Origin of the sequence: Bacillus cereus group sp. MYBK95-2 (genome assembly GCF_051915225.1) — a bacterium.
GTDB classification, from domain to species: domain Bacteria; phylum Bacillota; class Bacilli; order Bacillales; family Bacillaceae_G; genus Bacillus_A; species Bacillus_A cereus.
Genome location: NZ_JBQAEH010000007.1, coordinates 249,722 through 267,572 on the forward strand (window position 1 = coordinate 249,722; position 17,851 = coordinate 267,572).

The following is a 17,851-nucleotide window of genomic DNA, read 5'->3' on the forward strand; positions in this document are numbered from 1 at the left end:
TCTTTTCTTATTTCACTTTCTTTTTTTCAGCTCTTTCTCTCGCTTTTTTTATATAGCTTTCTGCATCTGGTGTTTTACATGATGTTGCACCATGATCAACCTCTATTTTTCCAATTTCACTTGCAATTTCAATCGCTTGTCGCTCTAAGTCTTCATTACGAATTCCTATTGCGATTAAAGCACTATTCATCGCTTCTTTTTTTCTATTTTTTTCATTATGTATATTTTCTTTAATCTCTTCTAAGTACGGAGAGAAGAAATCATCATGTAACGTTTTATTTTTAATCGCTATATTTGCTAATAAAGACCAGCCAGCTCTTCCAATCCATTCATCATTAGACTTTGTCCACTCTTCCATTCTTTCTATTGCAATTGGCGAAGTACATATAGATGTCATCAGAACATCCATTAAACAGTAATAATCAACATCCTGAATCCAACTATTAAGCTGTTCTGTCGTTATTTTTTTCGGGTCTAAAATATAAGTTGCTAATGTCATTGCGTCCATATTTTTCGTTTCCCACAATTCAACTGCTAAATCGTGATCTTTTTTTATCTTCTTTTTTAACAATTTTAAATTCGCAAAACTAACTCCAAATAACGGCTCTTTCGCTCCGTGGTTTTTATACGTTTTTCGATTTTGTTCTGTTCCATATTCCTCTAGTTGCTGCATTACTTCCTCAAGTAACATATACCCACCTCTTTATCTTTTATGTTGACTGTATATATGTATGTACGATATATTCTACATTACTTTTTGTTTTTCCTATATTTATTTTTAAAATACGGTATGTGAAATTTCTAAACATTGCACAGCTATACCATCAAAAAACTGTACATGTTAAACATACAGTTTTTTGATGGTATCAATTTTGCGTAGAATAAGATATAAACTACGAAAGAACTTTTAATAAGATGTGTATTTCCAACATGTTTAGAAAACGCTTCAAAATGGTTTACTATCATACTTTTATACCTCCTTCATAAATTATGTTTACTACATTTGTTCTTAGCCAAAATACTTTCTACATTTTAATAACTCTCTTAATAAAAATTTCTTATATAAAAATCCCTACAAACACTGTAGGGATTTATGTCTAAATCATTTTGTTACACTCTATTTCATATGAAAATAGTTTTCTTATTCAGATGCATTCATAAGCACAATTCTCCAACCGTCTGGATCCTCTATTGTGGTTCCTTTCTCTATCCAATACGGGTTTTCAGGTTCTACCTCATGATAGCCCATATTACTTAATCGATTCACTATCTTTTCAATTTCACCTTTAATAGGCATATAAAAAACTAGTAAATTATCTTTTGTCGGTGCCGGACATGGACTTCCATTAACATGTGTAGTAAACTCCAAATGATACTCTTCATCTGGTAAGCCAAACATAACCCCATCATATCCTTCATGATTGTGAAATTCCCCTATACGTTTTAAACCTAATCCTGTTTCATAAAAACTTATCACTTCTTCAAATTTATCTGTTGGTCTTGCAATTCTAAATTGAACCCAATTCTTCATGCAAATCTCCTCCTTTTCATTTTCCAAAGCTTTATAGTAATTAGTATAGGTTACATATATTCCCTTTAACATCCCTCATTAGTGTGAACTTCCTAAGTTGAAAGACCTATTAGTTAATAAACAATAGGACTTTAGTATAAAATTCGTATAAAATTAGTTATATAAATATAGAGATGAATTACAAGCTATTACGTATGAAATAGTTCTCCTTGCAGGGCCTTTATATACCGATCAGCAGATCTTTGTACAGCTTTATTCGCATCTTCCACCACACCATGAAATGCATTATATAGTCGACTAAATTGGATATCTTTTACCTTCTCTGCCATATCTCTAACTTTATTCGCTGGTAATGGAATGAGATTGGGATAACTATACATAAAACTTACCCATTTTCGATCCGAAACTACTTGTATAATATCACCTGATAACAAAATACCTTTCCCTTCATTACCGTCTTTCCAATGTATAACAGTTCCACCCTTAAAATGGCCTCCTAAGCGATGCAATGTAAGTTCTTCCGATAATATCAGATGCTCCCCAGACCAAAATTTAATTTGCTTACTCGGACGAACCACCCACTCTTTATCATCTTCATGAATATAAATAGGTACATTGAATGTTTCCGCCCATTTAACTTGTGTAGAGTAATAATGTGGATGAGAAAGTGCTATTGCTTGAATACCACCTAAATCATATATACGTTGTATCGTTTTATCATCTAAATAACTAATGCAATCCCACATAACATTTAGAGTTTTACTTTGTATTAAAAATGCTGTTTGTCCAATCGCAAATTTAGGTTTAGTAGTAATGCTATACAAACCGCTTTCTTCTTTTATTATTTCGTTTTTGTATAAATTGCTATTTTGCATCGTTTCTAATGTTGTCCATGACTGCCCAATTGGATTAACATATTGTCTTTCCTCATTACAAATTTTACAGCGAGAAGGTGCTTCTTCATTTTCGGGATACTGTACTCCACATGTAGTGCAAATATAATTATCCATATTCCCACTCCTTTTTTCATGTAATTGTTTCTTTACCAATATTTTAATAAAAAACAAAAATATTCGAATCAATAATTGGAACGAAAATGAAATGATACGAAAGTATGATTTGGTGATTGAAAGTTTAAATAATAAAGTTTAAATTCATCCTATTTTTCAAAACTGCAATTGATATAAAATCTTGCATACTTTTGAGTAAACTTTTTTACACTTGTAAAAAAGTTTTTTTGCATTTCCCTACCTATAATTGCTAATATAGTAGAGTAGAACTTTTATAGAGAGAAGGAAAATTATGCACAATGGAATTCGAATGACAACTTTAGTAAAAAGGGCTATGTTAGTTTGTGCGGGGGTATTATTCACATACGAAGTGGCTTTTGGATCAGTACATACTGCTCTAGCTAGTACAGAGGATGAAGCAAAATCTGTTCAACTTGTAAGTGAGATTCAAACATCTCTTGCTCCGAAAGAAGCTCCAAAACATTATAACGGGCAAGTTAGAAAAGTCGCTTATTTAACATTTGATGACGGTCCTGGAAAATACACAGCTGAGCTTTTAGATATGTTAAAGAAAGAAAATGCAAAAGCAACATTCTTCCTAATTGGTTCAAACGTAAAAGCTTTCCCTGATCTTGTAAAACGCGAAGATGCTGAAGGTCACTACGTTGGGATGCACAGTATGACTCATAACTACAAGAAACTTTACACTGAAGGTCATTACGTAGATGAAATGAAGGAAGACCAAGGCTTAATCGCTGGTGTTTTAGGTAAATCACCAGTATTAACTCGTCCATCTTACGGCTCTATGCCAGGATTAAACGAAGCTCTTCGCAACAAAGTTGTAGAAAATGGCTTAAAAGTTTGGGATTGGACAATTGATTCTTTAGACTGGAAATATAACAAAATGCAAGTTGATGCTGCATCTGCTAAAATTGTAGAAAACGTGTTACATGGTGCTACAAATCCAACAGAAGTTATCCTTATGCATGATATTCATCCACAATCAGTAAAAGCAGTTCCTGGAATTATTAAAGGACTGAAAGAAAAAGGATATGAATTAGAAGCATATAATGAGAACGAACACTTCCCATTAAACTTCTGGCATGATAATCGTATGTAATGAAAAGACTTGATTTCCTTTAGCTGGGAATCAAGTCTTTTTATCATTTTGGGAATTACTCCTCGTATATTCGACTCAAACTCCCCCTTCTCTAATATCAATAAAAATTCAAAATCACATGTTATACTATAATTTAGTTTAAATAAGTAGGTGCCAAATGATCGTATATACAGTACAAACTGAAGAAGCATGGAAACAATTTAAGAAACTTGGTTATTTAGAAGGTAATAAAGAATTCATCGATCCAGACGATGTATATTCATATGACTGGATGGTGCGCGTCGCTAAAACAAGATTGCCTCATTACGAAGGTAACTAACCTATTTGGGTCTGGGAAGCAAATAATTACCCAAATCGAAATCATAAAGCTTGGGGTAGAACAAATTCAAAAATGGTAATTTTAACACTAGATGTACCGAAAGAATGGGTACTATGGAGCTATTTTGACTATTGGTGCTGTGCTATGACTGATGGATCAACATATTTACATACAAAAAATAAGTGTACTTTAGATGAATGGTATACATATATGGATAAAGAATACGGGATAATATTTGATTTCGACTATTTATTATCTCATCCTGATTGGTGTCTAGGTAAAGAAGATTCGTTAGAAAAACAAGGTGTTATCGGCAAAATACCCCTTTCCTTCGTGAAAAAAGTAAGACGTTTTCGTGCTAAGACAGATAAGTCTATTAGTAAAATCCGAAGTGATAACTGGGATAATAGAAAAGAAAACCGCATTAAAAAGATGAATCGAAAATTAAGAAAGCGAAACGATAAACAAAAAAGAATACAAAAGCGACTTATACGAAATTAAAACATATATCAAAATACAGTAAGAAATTATGGATTGAATATACAAATTCAATCCTATTTTTTATATTATCAACACTTTAGCACATATTACTCTTAAGGAGTGATGTGTATATGGATTTTCTTTCAGCCGAATATTTGTCCGCCCTACTTGCCATCATTGTAATTGATTTAGTGTTAGCCGGTGATAATGCCATTGTAATTGGATTAGCAGCAAGAAGATTACCGAAAGATCAGCAAAAGAAAGTTATTATATGGGGAACTATCGGGGCAATCGCGATTAGAGCCCTCGCTACCTTAGTTGTTGTTTGGTTGTTAAAAATACCAGGGCTACTTCTAATTGGTGGTGTACTCCTTATATGGATTGCTTATAAATTAATTGCTGAAGGCAAAGATCATGATATTAAGGCCGAAGAAGGATTTTGGTCTGCTATTAAAACCATTATTATTGCTGATGCGTTAATGGGCATCGATAATGTACTCGCTGTTGCAGGAGCTGCCCATGGTAACTTTTCTTTAGTAATCATCGGATTATTAGTGTCTATTCCAGTAGTCGTATGGGGCAGTACATTGATTTTAAAATGGGTAGATCGTTTTCCTGTCATCATTACGATTGGAGCAGCCGTTTTAGCTTATACTGCCGCGAAAATGATTGTAGATGAGAAATGGTTCGCTGGATTTTTCGAAAGTAACCCTTTCGTTAAATGGGCATTTATCATTATTATCATCATCGGTGTAGTTTTCTTAGGAAAGGCTAAACAAAAAGCAACAGCTGGTTCTGTCTCATAATGATGGTATATTTACAAATAAAAGGCGCTATTCATATGAATAGCGCCTTTTATTATTTATTTAGCTTCCCCTTCCGGAGTCGTTTTTACCTTCTTTTTGTTTTTATCGCGGTTGTTATAGTTATACTTCGAACGATCTACTGGAGTGAATCCTTCCGGTGTGTAGAATCGTAATAAGTCACCATTCACGACTTGGTCAGAGTATTTTAGTGAGTTTTGAACCATTTGTTCATTTTTCTTTATTTCATCTGTAAATTCTACAGGTTTTCCAGTAGTTGTATCATAGTATTTGCCGTTTAGTGCAGTAACTGTTGGGCTTACGTAGTTACCGTTACGGAACGCAACGACTTGTTTATGATCTGGTGATAATAAATCAGAACCGAATTGAACATAATTCTTTGTATCTGTACCTAGTAAGTGTAATAGCGTTGGAAGAACGTCAATTTCACCACCGTATTGATGTTGTACGCCACCTTTCACTCCTGGTACACGAACGATTAATGGTACACGTTGTAACTGTGCATTTTCAAATGAGTTCATTTCTTTATCCATTACTTTTGACATTGCTGCGTTATGATTATCTGAAATACCGTAATGGTCTCCGTACATAACAATAATTGAGTTATCATATAAACCAGATTGTTTCAAGTAATCGATGAAGCCTTTTACAGATTCATCTAAATAGCGTGCTGTTTGGAAGTACGTATCTACTGATGAATCACCTGTTGTTGCTGGTTCAATCGTTGCTTCTGCCTTATCGATTGGATAAGGGAAATGGTTCGATAACGTAATAAACTTCGTATAGAACGGTTGTTTCAACGTTTGTAATAACGGAATAGATTCATTAAAGAACGGTTTATCTTTTAACCCGTAGTTTACTACGTCTTTTTCATTCATATCGTAGTATGACGCATCAAAGAATTTATTAAAACCAAATGATTTATAAATATCGTCACGGTTCCAGAATGTTTTGTAGTTACCGTGGAATACTGCTGATGTGTATCCTTGTTGTCCTAAAATAGCTGGTGCTGATTGATACGTATTATGAGATTTCGTTGTAAAGACAGAACCTTGCGGTAAACCAAACATTGAATTCTCTAACATAAACTCCGCATCAGATGTTTTCCCTTGTCCTGTTTGATGGAAGAAGTTATCAAAATAAAGTGTATTCGCATCTTTTGTAAATGAGTTTAAGAACGGTGTAACTTCTTGACCATTTAATTTGTAATCAATTAAGAAGTTTTGGAATGACTCTAAATGAATGTAAATTACGTTCATTCCCTTTCCTTTACCGAAATACTCAGGATTTGGACTTGCATAAGTTGATGTTAAATAATTTCGTACTTCTGTCATATTATCGCCATCAGCTAATGCTCGTTCTGTCGATGCTTTCGCACTTTGAATTCCATCATAAATTGTGTAGTTGTATGCACCTAAATATTTCACAATATAATTACGGTCAAACGTTCTTGTTAATAATTCAGGACGGTCAGACTCTGCAAGACCTAAGTTAACACTGAATAATAAAATACCTGCTACAAATACTAGAGATAATTTATGCTTCGCAACACGAATTGGTTTTGGATTTGCAAATTTTGTTGCGACTAACACAATTAATATAATCGTGTCTAAGAAGTATAATGGATCATAAAGATGTAGCAACGCAAGAATACTACCACCTAAATCTCCAAAGTTATTCGTTTGTGTTAATGTCGGGAACGTAATAAAGTCACTGAAAAAGCGATAGTATACTACGTTTGCGTATAAAAGAATCGACAATAACAAATTAATGATAATTAACCAAATATAAGATCGTTTCCCTTTTGCAAATAATGCAAGTCCTAAAAATAGAACTGCTGAACTAAGCGGGTTAAAAAACAGCAAGAATTTTTGAATTGTGTTTGAAATTCCTAAATTGAATTCCGTTACATAAGCTGCATATGTTTTGAGCCACAATAAAATAACGGCAAACAGAAAGAATCCAAAATGATTGCTTAACACACTTTTGCTCTTTAATAAGAACTGTTTCATTTCTCCACCTCTTTTGATCATCCAAGGCTTATTTTTTTATAAGTCTGTCTCTCTATTCAAATTTTCTTCTTCAAATAGATTATCTTTATTTAACTATATGAAGAATATTAGTAATTATAATTTGAAGCTAGTATTTATTCAACTATTTCTTTCTAGACATTTTGACCTTGGTTTCTATTTAACAAAATAAATTTGTAACATTTCCTGTTTTCTCCCAAGATTCATCCACTAATTATGACACCCCATACTATATACCTTTATAAACTCATTCGCAAACTATTCTATCTCCAAATTTGGTACATATTTCACATGACAAAATAATACGATTTGATTATATTACTCCACTTACATTTCCCTTCTTCAACTAACTCTTTAAATCTTAAAGTCATTACATCCCTTCATACATGAAAAAATTCTCCTGTTCATTAATATTATATGTGAATAATTATTCATTTGACCGACCAGCGATGTTACGTTTTCTCGACAAAAAAACTCGCTCTAAAAAGAGCGAGTTTTTTCATTATATATTATTGACCTTTGTACATTGCATCTACTTGTTTTTGAAGTTCCTCATTTTCTAAGAACTCATCATAAGTAGCCTCTTTATCGATTACACCGTTTGGTGTTACTTCGATAATGCGGTTTGCAATTGTTTGCACGAACTGATGGTCATGAGATGTGAATAAGATTGTACCTTTGAATGCAATTAAACCGTTGTTTAATGCTGTGATTGACTCAAGGTCTAAGTGGTTCGTTGGATCGTCAAGTGTGATTACGTTCGCACCACTTAACATCATTTTAGATAACATACAACGAACTTTTTCGCCTCCAGATAATACAGAAACGTTCTTTTTAACTTCTTCACCTGAGAATAACATACGGCCTAAGAAACCACGTAAGAAGCTTTCAGACTCATCTTGTGGAGAAAATTGACGTAACCATTCAACTAAGTTGTAATCACTATTCTCAAAGTACTTAGAGTTATCTCTTGGGAAGTAAGACTGAGAGGTTGTAACACCCCATTTGAATGAACCGCTATCAGGCTCCATTTCACCCATAAGAATTTTAAATAATGTTGTCATCGCAATATCGTTACGGCCGATAAATGCAACTTTATCACCTTTATTTAAAGTGAAGTACACATTATCTAACACTTTTTCACCATCAATTGTTTTAGAAAGACCTTCAACAGTTAATAAGTCATTTCCTACTTCACGCTCAGGTGTGAAGCCAACGAATGGGTAACGACGTGATGACGGTCTAATATCATCTAATGTAATTTTGTCTAATAATTTTTTACGAGAAGTTGCTTGTTTCGCTTTAGAAGCGTTTGAACTAAAGCGTGCAATGAAGTTTTGTAACTCTTTTACTTTCTCTTCTTTTTTCTTATTAGCATCTTGTGTTAATTTTAAAGCTAATTGGCTTGACTCATACCAGAAGTCATAGTTACCAACATAAAGTTGAATTTTACCGAAATCAAGGTCAGCCATGTGCGTACATACTTTATTTAAGAAGTGACGGTCATGGGATACTACGATAACTGTGTTTTCAAAGTTCATTAAGAAGTTTTCTAACCATTGGATCGCTTTTAAGTCCAAGTGGTTGGTAGGCTCATCTAATAATAGAATGTCAGGTTGACCGAATAAAGCTTGAGCAAGTAATACTTTTACTTTCTCTGCACCAGTTAATTCTGACAATTTCTTATCATGAAGATCTTCACCAATACCTAAACCTTTAAGAAGGATTGCAGCTTCTGACTCAGCTTCCCAACCGTTAAGCTCAGCGAACTCACCTTCAAGTTCAGCAGCACGCATACCATCTTCATCACTAAAGTCTTCTTTCATGTAAATAGCATTTTTCTCTTGCATTACTTTGTAAAGTTGCGTGTGACCCATAATTACTGTTTCTAATACTGGGAACTCTTCATATTCGAAGTGGTTCTGTTTTAATACTGCTAGACGCTCACCTGGCGTAATATGTATGTCACCTGTTGATGGTTCAATTTCTCCAGATAAAATCTTTAGAAATGTAGATTTACCAGCACCGTTTGCTCCGATTAAACCGTAGCAGTTACCTGGCGTGAATTTTATGTTAACATCTTCAAATAATTTGCGATCCGCGAAACGCAAACTAACGTTACTTACTGTAATCATTTGTGTCCTCCTACTAATACCGCTTATTTCAGCGTTTTCTCACCGATTGTCTTAAAAAATCGCATATTACGACTCAATTATTGTAGACTATAGCTATTATATAGTAGAAGCTGGATGAATAGCAACGGTTGATTGCTATTCCTTTCTTTCCAAACTCGAATAAAACCTTTGTTTTTAATTAGATTAAAGTTACATACACGTTTTAAAGAGGATTCATTTTGAAAAAACATTTATAATTGGAGCATTATGTTTATCAATTGAAATAACACAATAATTTGTATGCATTTCGCATTATAAATAGCAAACTAAAACGCTCAGAAAATATTCTGAGCGTTTTCATTTCCTTCTCCAACTAAAGCACCAGGTAGTGTAAAAAGCTATTTCACCATTTGTATTGTTAACTTATCTTTTAACATTGACCTATATGAGTCAATTTCATATTTTGTATTATTGATTTTTTCTTTTTTCATTTTTAACATACCGAATATTTCTAACTCTAAATTCCTTCTAGCTTCAAGAACTTTTATCGCTCCTTCTACCCCTGAATGGTTATGTTCTTTCCCATAGCCTTGGTTCGTGTAATAGTCGACAATTCCTGTGGACCATTCTGGATTTCTTTCTTTTAATGCCTTCCTAAATGAAAATTCAAGATCATCTTGTTCTACATAAAATAACATTGGATTTAAATTCTCTATGATTTTTGCAACTTTCATTACATAATTTATTATTTTTTCTTTTTGTTCACCGTATTTAATCATCCCAATTGTTAATGGATTTTGTATGAAACAACATTCAAAAATATAAACCTTATTATCTTCTAGAGCAATTTCAGCAAAGTCATTCCATTTGTCAGCAATTAATTCAACATTTTTATCGAATGGCAATTCATATATATCGTTTTTAAAAATATCATTACATAATTCGTCCGAAAACTGGTCACCAAACTCATTTTTTATCTTTCTGTATGGTAATAAATAATTGCTTCCTTTTTTTAAAACTCTTTTAAGAAGCACTTCTTTAAAATCTCCACTGTTAGATACTAATCTATCGAATTCAAATTTATTAAAACAAGATACACCATCATAGTCGGCGGGGTGATTCAAATTCCCCTCTAAAAATAGTTCAACTTCAATTTTATTTTGGCTTAGAATTTCATTTATTAGCTTTGCAGTGGTCGATTTTCCAAATCCAGGTAAACCTTCTACTATTATTAGTTTTGTATTCATATTTATAAATCCCTTCCTTCAAAGTATTTAACCAAGATTTAAAAAATTACTTACTCCACTGCAATCACTCCTTCAAAATACGATATTCAACATTTCCTTTGAAAAATCCTTCTTAAAGTAACCTGACCGTTAGTTTAAGAACATTTTTTTCACAATCTCTATCATTATTTTAACATAAATTTCCATTTACCTTTAAAAAAAGATAGTCCACCATTATTTGAGTGAACTATCTAAAGTAAATTATATCTTTTAAATCAAATACTTTGTCAGTAATCCCCAATCGTTGCGCTGGTGTTTTTACTGTTTTCTTTTTCTCTTCCTTTGCAATTTAACTAGATAAAAGTACTTAAACAATGCAATAACAATTAAAAAAGGGATGCTAAATCATATGTGATTTACATCCCTTTTTTAATTGTTATTTTATATGTTCTCTCCCATAACTGAAACAGTTACTTTTAAAAGGGGATTCTTTTATTTTCTTTCACTTAATTTCTTTGCATAATTCTTCATTTTACTCGTTAAACCTATTAAAGCAGGTAACAATATTGGCATCACAATGATAGCTAATAGTAACAACGCAACGCCAACTACGGATGCTACTTGTATAAGCGTTAATACACCTGAAGGGATTAATGCAGCAAATGTACCACCTAAAATAAGTGCCGCTGATAATACGACTCCTCCGATATGACGAGAAGCAGTTACAATTTTCGTCGCTGGGTCCCCTTCTAACTCATTGTATCTCATCATTACAAAAATACTATAATCCACTCCTAAAGCGACAATCATTATGAAACTAAAGAATGGAACATTCCAGCTTAATGAATCTACATGTAAAATATGCGTACTAATTTGTTCACTTATCCCTAATGATGCAAAGTAAGCTAATAGTAACGATCCAATAATAAAGATGGTGTTTAATAATGAACGTGTAATCACAATTAATACAATCGCGATTCCAATTAACATAATTGTAGCTGTACGTAAGAAATCTTGCCCAGTTACTTCTTTTAAATCAACGTTTCTAGCTGTCGTTCCTCCGATTGCTGTTTTCGCATGATTTAATTCCGACCCCTTCAAAGTACCATCTATTGTGTTATTGATTTCTTGAATAATTGGCATCGCTTCTTTTGAATACGGATTTACGTCTAAAATGATTGTCATTTTAGCAGTCTTTCTATCATGTGACATGTACGTATTCAAAGCTTTTTGGAAATCTTCTCCCTCCAAAACTTCTTTTGGAATATAGAATTTCTCAGAGCTTTTTGATTCGTTCAGTTCTCCTAAATATTTCTGAGCATCCCCTAGGCCATTACTTACCTTTTCAAGGCCTTCTGTACTTTTAGTTAGTCCGGATTGTAATTGACCCATCTGTTCTTGCAAGTCTTTCAGTCCGGTTAATAGCTGACCTTGCCCATCGTTTATTTTCGTTAATCCGGTTTGTAACTCAGATGACTTGTTCGCAATTTGTTTTGAACCTGAAGCACCTTCATTTAATCCATTTTTAAGATCAGCTGCTCCTTTTTGTAACTTAGTAACTCCATTGTTCATTTCTTTTAAGCCATTATCCACTTTCAATAACGATTGATTCGCTTCTTTAAATGATCCCATCGCCGCATTATGCTGCGCTTTCAATTTATTTAATTCATTTGAAAGCCCACCTAATTGCTTTTGAGCCTCTTTAGCAATTCCTATCGTCTGCAGAATGTTAGGATCATTTGCTAATTCTGGTTTCGTTTGAATGAAATTGGTCATTAACATTTCAATTTGTTCATAACCTTTCTTCGCACCGTCAATCGCTTGAGAAATACTTCCGAAGTATTGATCGTAAGAACTTAAACCTTTTTCTAACTGTGTATAGCCAGCATGAAGTTGTGAAGTTGCTTGAGATAATACACTTATATTTTCATTTACTGAAGTTAACCCACTCTCAATTTGCCGCGCACCTTGTGCTCCGTCATTTATGCCATTGGATAGTTGATTTAAAGCTGTTCCTAATGCTGATACACCACTTTTCGCTTCATTTGTTCCATCAATTAACTTTTGAACGTTCGCAAGACTATTTGAGTCCTTATTACCCATCTTATCTTTCGCAGTAGTTAATCCATCATTAATTTCCTTTATACCACCATTGGCATCTCCTAAACCTGTATTTAGTTCACCCGCTTGTTTATTTATATATAGTTCTTTAATCCTATCACCAGTTGGACGTGTCGGTGAATATACTTCTGAAACACCTTTTACTTTCAAAATCTTATCAGTTAGTTCATCTAAAGTTTGAAGCGAACTCGCCTCATCTAACTTGTTATTCGATTGAATGACTAACGTACTTGGTGAAGAAAAACCAGGTGGAAAATGTTCTTCTATTACGTTAATCCCCATTTTCGACTCATATTTATTGTCTACTTCAAATAAATCGTTGTAATTAAGTGTATTAGAATACTTTAATATGAAAGGAATTGATATCACGAATACAATAATTAAAGCTACAAATGGTCTCACTACTGAGTTTTTCGCAAAGAATCCCCATAGACGACTGTCTTCATGACCTTTAAATGTTTTAACGGGATAAAACATCCCTTTTCCTAAAAGCACCATAAAAAACGGATTTAACGTAGTTAATACTAGTAATAAAACTGCGACACCAATTGCTACCGCTGAAGTAGATTGATATAGTTTAAAACTCGCTAAAGCAAGAGATGCAAAACCAATTAGTACTGCTATCCCGCTATATAAAACGGTTTTCCCTGCCGATTTAAATGTTTCTTTCGTAGCCAAAAATGCGTTTTCTTGTTTACTTAATTCTTCTTTAAATCTCGTAAATAATAAAATGTTATAGTCTGTTCCAACCCCAAACAGGACAACAACGACAAACACTTGTGTAAAGTTAGAAAATGGAAAATTAAATTGATCTACTAAATGAGCAATAATCCCCATTGAAACTAAATATGATACCCCAACAGTAAGAAGAGAAACAATTGGAACAATAGGTGAACGGAATACAATGATTAATATTACAAGAATGAAAATGATTGAAATAACTTCAGTCTTTTTCACTCCCTCTTGAGAAGATGTAAGGAAATCTCCTGCTATTAAATCACTTCCTGTTAAGTACGTTGTTACCCCTTTCGTTTTCACTTTATTATGAAGGTTATTTGTAACTTTCGATATTTCACCATGCTTTTTATCTATCGATATTTGCGTTAAAATAGTCGTATTATCTTTAGAAACTAATTGTTTCTCTAATTCTTTATTATCTAAATGTGAAACAACTTCTTTAATTCCTAATTGTTCTTTTTCATTTTGCAAAGCGTTGATTGTTTTTATTATTTCCTCTTTTTGCTCAGTCGTTAAAGCTGTTTTACTGTCACTATTAAAAACAACTATAATGTCATACTTTTCTGTCCCGTCTTTATCCATTTCTTTTATCATTTTGTCAGCAATACTACTTTGTTCTGTATTAGGAATCGTAATGTGCCCTTTTTCTTTCACTAATTTATCCATATTAGGCATCGTTACGATCATTGTAATGGTAATAACTATCCATAATAGAAAAGATAAACTTCTCCAATTTTTCAGCTTGCTCATTTGCATCATCTCCCGCGATTAAAATTTACGTTAGTTACGGAATGAATATTCATTCCTATTATTCTATTACATTATTTTGTAAACTCTATTAAACTAGTCTTTCCGGAATGAATATTCATTCCTTTAGTTGCACAAATACCCTCTCCTACTCTCATTTTTTAATTCTATTTAGGAATGAATATTCATTCCTGTCCTTATAAAGCTATAGAATCAAATGATTCTAATAGCGTTCCAAGAGCTTTCTTCCAATTCTTTTACTAACTCTTTCGAGTATTCTAATTGCCCTGTTGCAATTACTTTCGTTAATTTTTCTAACGGTTGATATACAATAATAATTAAAGCAACTGGAGGCAATGGACGAAGCAAACCTTTTGCGATTCCATCTTCAATAATATTCATAAAGAAGCCTATAAAATCGTCAAATATTTTCTTACTCTGCTCATCAAGAAAATAACTATCACAGTGAGAATTTGTAAATAAAAAAGCATCCACATTGTTTCTCGCAAATTCAAATAAACGGTTATACGTATGACTAAACTGTTCACGAATATTTGCTTCAACAGGAAAATCCGTTTTTATCATTTCAGAAAGCTGTAACATACTTTTTGAAAATAATGAGTTAACAAGCGCCTCTTTATTTTCAAAATAGCGATAAATAGTACCCGCACCGACATTTGCTTTTTCAGCGATCATTGGAATTGTCGTACCATCGTAACCACGCTCTGCAAAAAGTTGCATCGCAGCATCAAAAATATCCTCTTGTTTGTTTTTAGCCATTTTTTCCACCTCTATTTTCAGGAATGAAAATTCATTCCGTTTTTAATTATAAATTACAGGGAATAAAAGTCAAGTGCGTGACAACGTATAGTTGCGATTCTATTCTCTTGTATGTGAATAAAATTATATCAGCGATTTTCAGGATATATCAACTTACCGACAAAAATTAATACAATGAGATGGAGCTATCCCAAAATTTTGTTCGAAACAACTCCATCTTATATGCAAATTAAAAGAAATCATAAATAAACGGCTTGCGCACTGGTACTACATTCTCAAATGCCCGTATTTCCTCTTCGCTTCCGCTAATTAATTCTAATTCATTTAGTTCTAATGGGCGTTTGTATCCAAGCAGTATTGTAGATAGTGCATTTATATCTAGCTTGATCCCTTTATCCATTGGTTCTTCTATAATTGCTATTTCATAATTTGCAAGTCTCACCGATACATTATTCCACGGTGCAAATGAATCTGTAATATGTAAAATGACTTCTTGTTGTACATTGTTCCAGTTTAACTCATACTGTTTTAAGAACTGCTCTACATCTACAATTCTTCCCATAAAATATGGTTTTATTTCTGTTTTCACACGTGGTTCTTGCAATGTATATAACAACTGTTCGTTTTCACTTACTGTCATTTCAAGCTCTTTAATCATAGAATCATGCTGGCAAATAAAATTCCATAGACCATTTCGTGCTTCATTATGCAGTGGAACAAATTCATCTACTGTCATTTTATAGTTTTCTATTTTATATAACATATAGCCGGCTGCACTTTTATTTTCATCGTAATAAATTGCTAATGTTAAATCCTCATAAACAGCTTGTAACCACCATTTTTCATTGCGAACTAGCATACCAGAAAAATGTTCTGCAAATGTTTCATAAAGCTTCTCGACCTCTTCTGGGTGATTTTCTTTATTGAAACGTTTCACAGTACCATTCACTTGTTTTTTCATAACTAAATCACTCTTTGTCAAATGACATACGAGAAGATTCGCAGAAAGTTCCCAGCCGTATTTACGGTAAAATGTAACAGCAAATGGGTGTAACATAGAGACTGTAAAGCCATCTTTTTTCATTGTTTGAAGTGAATGTTGAAGTAGCTCTTTTACATACCCACTTCTTCTGTACTCTGGATAAGTCGCTACTCCTGCAACGCCACCCATTTTAAATTTTTCTTTACCTATGTAAATATGAAACGGGATGAGGTGTAGTTTTGCAGCTAAGTCCTCACCTTCCATAATACCGTATACTTCATGACTTTCCTTCATCTTTGTAAGTTGCTGCTGTAATCGTTCCTCATCTACTTTATATTGAAAAGCGTATTCTGATAAACGTAATGCTTCTCTGAATTTATCTTCTTTTAATTGTATGACATTCATATAATTCTCCTCCATTCCCTTTTTGAATTGTATCATAATTCTCACTATTATAGTTCGGTAAGTGAAATTACAAGGACGTTTTAACAAAAAAGCAGATACATCACGTATCTGCTTTCCACCCTTTTTATTTAGCTAACTTTTGAAGTTCGTCAAAGAATGTAGGATATGATACACCTACTGCTTCTGCATCTTCAATAATTGTTTTTCCTTCTGCTAGGCAGCCAGCAATTGCAAGCATCATTCCGATACGGTGATCACCATAACTATTTACTGTATTGCCTTTTAGAGCTGATTTTCCGTAAATGATCATACCGTCATCAGTTGCTTCTATTCGAGCTCCTAGTTTCGTTAACTCAGCAACGACTGTATCAATACGGTTTGTTTCTTTTACTTTTAATTCGTGTGCATCTTTAATTACTGTAATTCCTTCTGCTTGCGTTGCCGCTAATGCGATTACAGGAATCTCATCGATTAATCTAGGGATAATATCTCCGCCAATTTCAATTCCTTTTAATGAAGATGTTTCGATTGTAATATTTGCAGCTGGTTCTGATGCCCCTTCGTTAATTAGGTCTACAGTGAACGTAGCACCCATTTTTTCTAAAACATCAATAATACCTGTACGGGTTGGATTCATTCCTACATTTTGTAATACTAGTTTACTATTTGGGATGATTGCACCTGCTACTAAGAAAAATGCTGCGGATGATACGTCACCGGGCACTTGAATGTCTGTTGCTGTTAATTTTTGTCCACCTGACAGCTTCACTGTTTTCCCTTCGCGAGTTACTTTAACACCAAATGCTTCGAGCATTCTTTCCGTATGGTCGCGTGAAATATGTGGTTCTGTAACAGCTGTTACACCTTCTGCACGAAGACCTGCAAGTAAAATAGCTGACTTTACTTGTGCACTTGCAACAGGAGAAATATATTCAATTGCTTTTAAATCTCCGCCACGTATTGTTAACGGTGTAAATGTTCCTTCTTCTCGGCCGTCTATGTTTGCGCCCATTTGTTTTAATGGGTTTGTTACACGCTTCATCGGTCTTTTTGCGATAGATTCATCACCTTGTACGCAAGAGAAAAATGGTGTGTTAGCTAATATACCTGACATTAATCGGATTGTTGTACCAGAATTACCAACATCTAATACAGCTTTCGGTTCTTGTAAACCTTCTAATCCTTTACCAACTACAGTAACCTCATCACCGTTTTGCGTAATTTCTACTCCCATTTCTTTAAAACATGAAATCGTACTTAAACAGTCTGCACCGGGCAAGAAACCTTTAATTGTTGTTTTCCCTTCTGCAATAGAACCGAACATAACAGCACGGTGTGAAATGGATTTATCACCTGGGATTGTAATATTGCCATTCAATCCGTTATTAACAGGTTGTATTGTTCTTTCTTTCACGTTTTTCACC

General features: G+C 33.5%; 12 protein-coding genes and 1 pseudogene. 3 read left to right on the top strand and 10 right to left on the bottom strand.

Annotated elements, in window-relative coordinates:
- Positions 1–7: 7 nt before the first annotated feature.
- The 3 genes from ACTFN4_RS22545 to ACTFN4_RS22555 form a co-directional block, all read right to left on the bottom strand.
- Positions 8–691 carry a DNA alkylation repair protein gene (locus ACTFN4_RS22545; RefSeq protein ID WP_000923449.1) on the bottom strand — a complete coding sequence of 228 codons (684 nt, stop codon included), beginning with the start codon at positions 689–691 and terminating at the stop codon, positions 8–10.
- A 450-nt stretch (positions 692–1,141) separates the two neighbouring features.
- Entirely contained in the window at positions 1,142–1,531 is a 390-nt protein-coding gene (locus ACTFN4_RS22550) for a VOC family protein (protein ID WP_439962804.1), read from the bottom strand.
- A 188-nt stretch (positions 1,532–1,719) separates the two neighbouring features.
- Positions 1,720–2,541 (bottom strand): MBL fold metallo-hydrolase, encoded by an 822-nt coding sequence (locus ACTFN4_RS22555; RefSeq protein ID WP_000371021.1) that lies wholly within the window; start codon positions 2,539–2,541, stop codon positions 1,720–1,722.
- Between the two features lie 292 nt (positions 2,542–2,833).
- Between ACTFN4_RS22555 and ACTFN4_RS22560 the strand changes: the two genes are divergently transcribed.
- From ACTFN4_RS22560 to ACTFN4_RS22570, 3 genes and pseudogenes are all read left to right on the top strand, one after another.
- The gene (locus tag ACTFN4_RS22560; RefSeq protein ID WP_000551452.1) at positions 2,834–3,661 is read left to right on the top strand and encodes a peptidoglycan-N-acetylglucosamine deacetylase; all 828 of its coding nucleotides are present in this window, start codon (positions 2,834–2,836) and stop codon (positions 3,659–3,661) included.
- A gap of 157 nt (positions 3,662–3,818) precedes the next feature.
- Positions 3,819–4,481, top strand: a pseudogene (locus ACTFN4_RS22565) (DUF3841 domain-containing protein).
- Positions 4,482–4,591: 110 nt separating this feature from the next.
- Positions 4,592–5,266 (top strand): TerC family protein, encoded by a 675-nt coding sequence (locus ACTFN4_RS22570; RefSeq protein WP_439962805.1) that lies wholly within the window; start codon positions 4,592–4,594, stop codon positions 5,264–5,266.
- 56 nt (positions 5,267–5,322) lie between these two features.
- Here the strand turns inward: ACTFN4_RS22570 and ACTFN4_RS22575 are convergent, their stop codons facing one another.
- The 7 genes from ACTFN4_RS22575 to aroA form a co-directional block, all read right to left on the bottom strand.
- Positions 5,323–7,296, bottom strand: a complete 1,974-nt coding sequence (locus tag ACTFN4_RS22575) for an LTA synthase family protein (RefSeq protein ID WP_439962806.1) — start codon at positions 7,294–7,296, stop codon at positions 5,323–5,325.
- A 527-nt stretch (positions 7,297–7,823) separates the two neighbouring features.
- Entirely contained in the window at positions 7,824–9,449 is a 1,626-nt protein-coding gene (locus ACTFN4_RS22580; protein ID WP_000633864.1) for an ABC-F family ATP-binding cassette domain-containing protein, read from the bottom strand.
- Positions 9,450–9,826: 377 nt separating this feature from the next.
- Positions 9,827–10,675: a hypothetical protein gene (locus ACTFN4_RS22585; protein WP_439962807.1), complete on the bottom strand. Its 849-nt coding sequence runs from the start codon at positions 10,673–10,675 to the stop codon at positions 9,827–9,829.
- 471 nt (positions 10,676–11,146) lie between these two features.
- Positions 11,147–14,263, bottom strand: a complete 3,117-nt coding sequence (locus ACTFN4_RS22590; protein ID WP_000040232.1) for an MMPL family transporter — start codon at positions 14,261–14,263, stop codon at positions 11,147–11,149.
- Between the two features lie 210 nt (positions 14,264–14,473).
- Complete coding sequence (locus ACTFN4_RS22595; RefSeq protein ID WP_001107309.1) at positions 14,474–15,040, bottom strand: TetR/AcrR family transcriptional regulator; 567 nt, start codon at positions 15,038–15,040, stop codon at positions 14,474–14,476.
- Between the two features lie 229 nt (positions 15,041–15,269).
- Positions 15,270–16,427, bottom strand: coding sequence for a GNAT family N-acetyltransferase (locus ACTFN4_RS22600; RefSeq protein ID WP_439962808.1), 1,158 nt, complete (start codon positions 16,425–16,427; stop codon positions 15,270–15,272).
- A gap of 124 nt (positions 16,428–16,551) precedes the next feature.
- Entirely contained in the window at positions 16,552–17,841 is a 1,290-nt protein-coding gene (gene aroA / locus ACTFN4_RS22605; RefSeq protein ID WP_000664630.1) for a 3-phosphoshikimate 1-carboxyvinyltransferase, read from the bottom strand.
- Positions 17,842–17,851 lie beyond the last annotated feature (10 nt).

Excerpts from the sequence above, each read along its gene's own strand:
- ACTFN4_RS22545 (WP_000923449.1), bottom strand. The coding sequence starts at position 691 with ATGTTACTTGAGGAAGTAATGCAGCAACTAGAGGAATATGGAACAGAA.
- ACTFN4_RS22550 (WP_439962804.1), bottom strand. The coding sequence starts at position 1,531 with ATGAAGAATTGGGTTCAATTTAGAATTGCAAGACCAACAGATAAATTT.
- ACTFN4_RS22555 (WP_000371021.1), bottom strand. The coding sequence starts at position 2,541 with ATGGATAATTATATTTGCACTACATGTGGAGTACAGTATCCCGAAAAT.
- ACTFN4_RS22560 (WP_000551452.1), top strand. The coding sequence starts at position 2,834 with ATGCACAATGGAATTCGAATGACAACTTTAGTAAAAAGGGCTATGTTA.
- ACTFN4_RS22570 (WP_439962805.1), top strand. The coding sequence starts at position 4,592 with ATGGATTTTCTTTCAGCCGAATATTTGTCCGCCCTACTTGCCATCATT.
- ACTFN4_RS22575 (WP_439962806.1), bottom strand. The coding sequence starts at position 7,296 with ATGAAACAGTTCTTATTAAAGAGCAAAAGTGTGTTAAGCAATCATTTT.
- ACTFN4_RS22580 (WP_000633864.1), bottom strand. The coding sequence starts at position 9,449 with ATGATTACAGTAAGTAACGTTAGTTTGCGTTTCGCGGATCGCAAATTA.
- ACTFN4_RS22585 (WP_439962807.1), bottom strand. The coding sequence starts at position 10,675 with ATGAATACAAAACTAATAATAGTAGAAGGTTTACCTGGATTTGGAAAA.
- ACTFN4_RS22590 (WP_000040232.1), bottom strand. The coding sequence starts at position 14,263 with ATGAGCAAGCTGAAAAATTGGAGAAGTTTATCTTTTCTATTATGGATA.
- ACTFN4_RS22595 (WP_001107309.1), bottom strand. The coding sequence starts at position 15,040 with ATGGCTAAAAACAAACAAGAGGATATTTTTGATGCTGCGATGCAACTT.
- ACTFN4_RS22600 (WP_439962808.1), bottom strand. The coding sequence starts at position 16,427 with ATGAATGTCATACAATTAAAAGAAGATAAATTCAGAGAAGCATTACGT.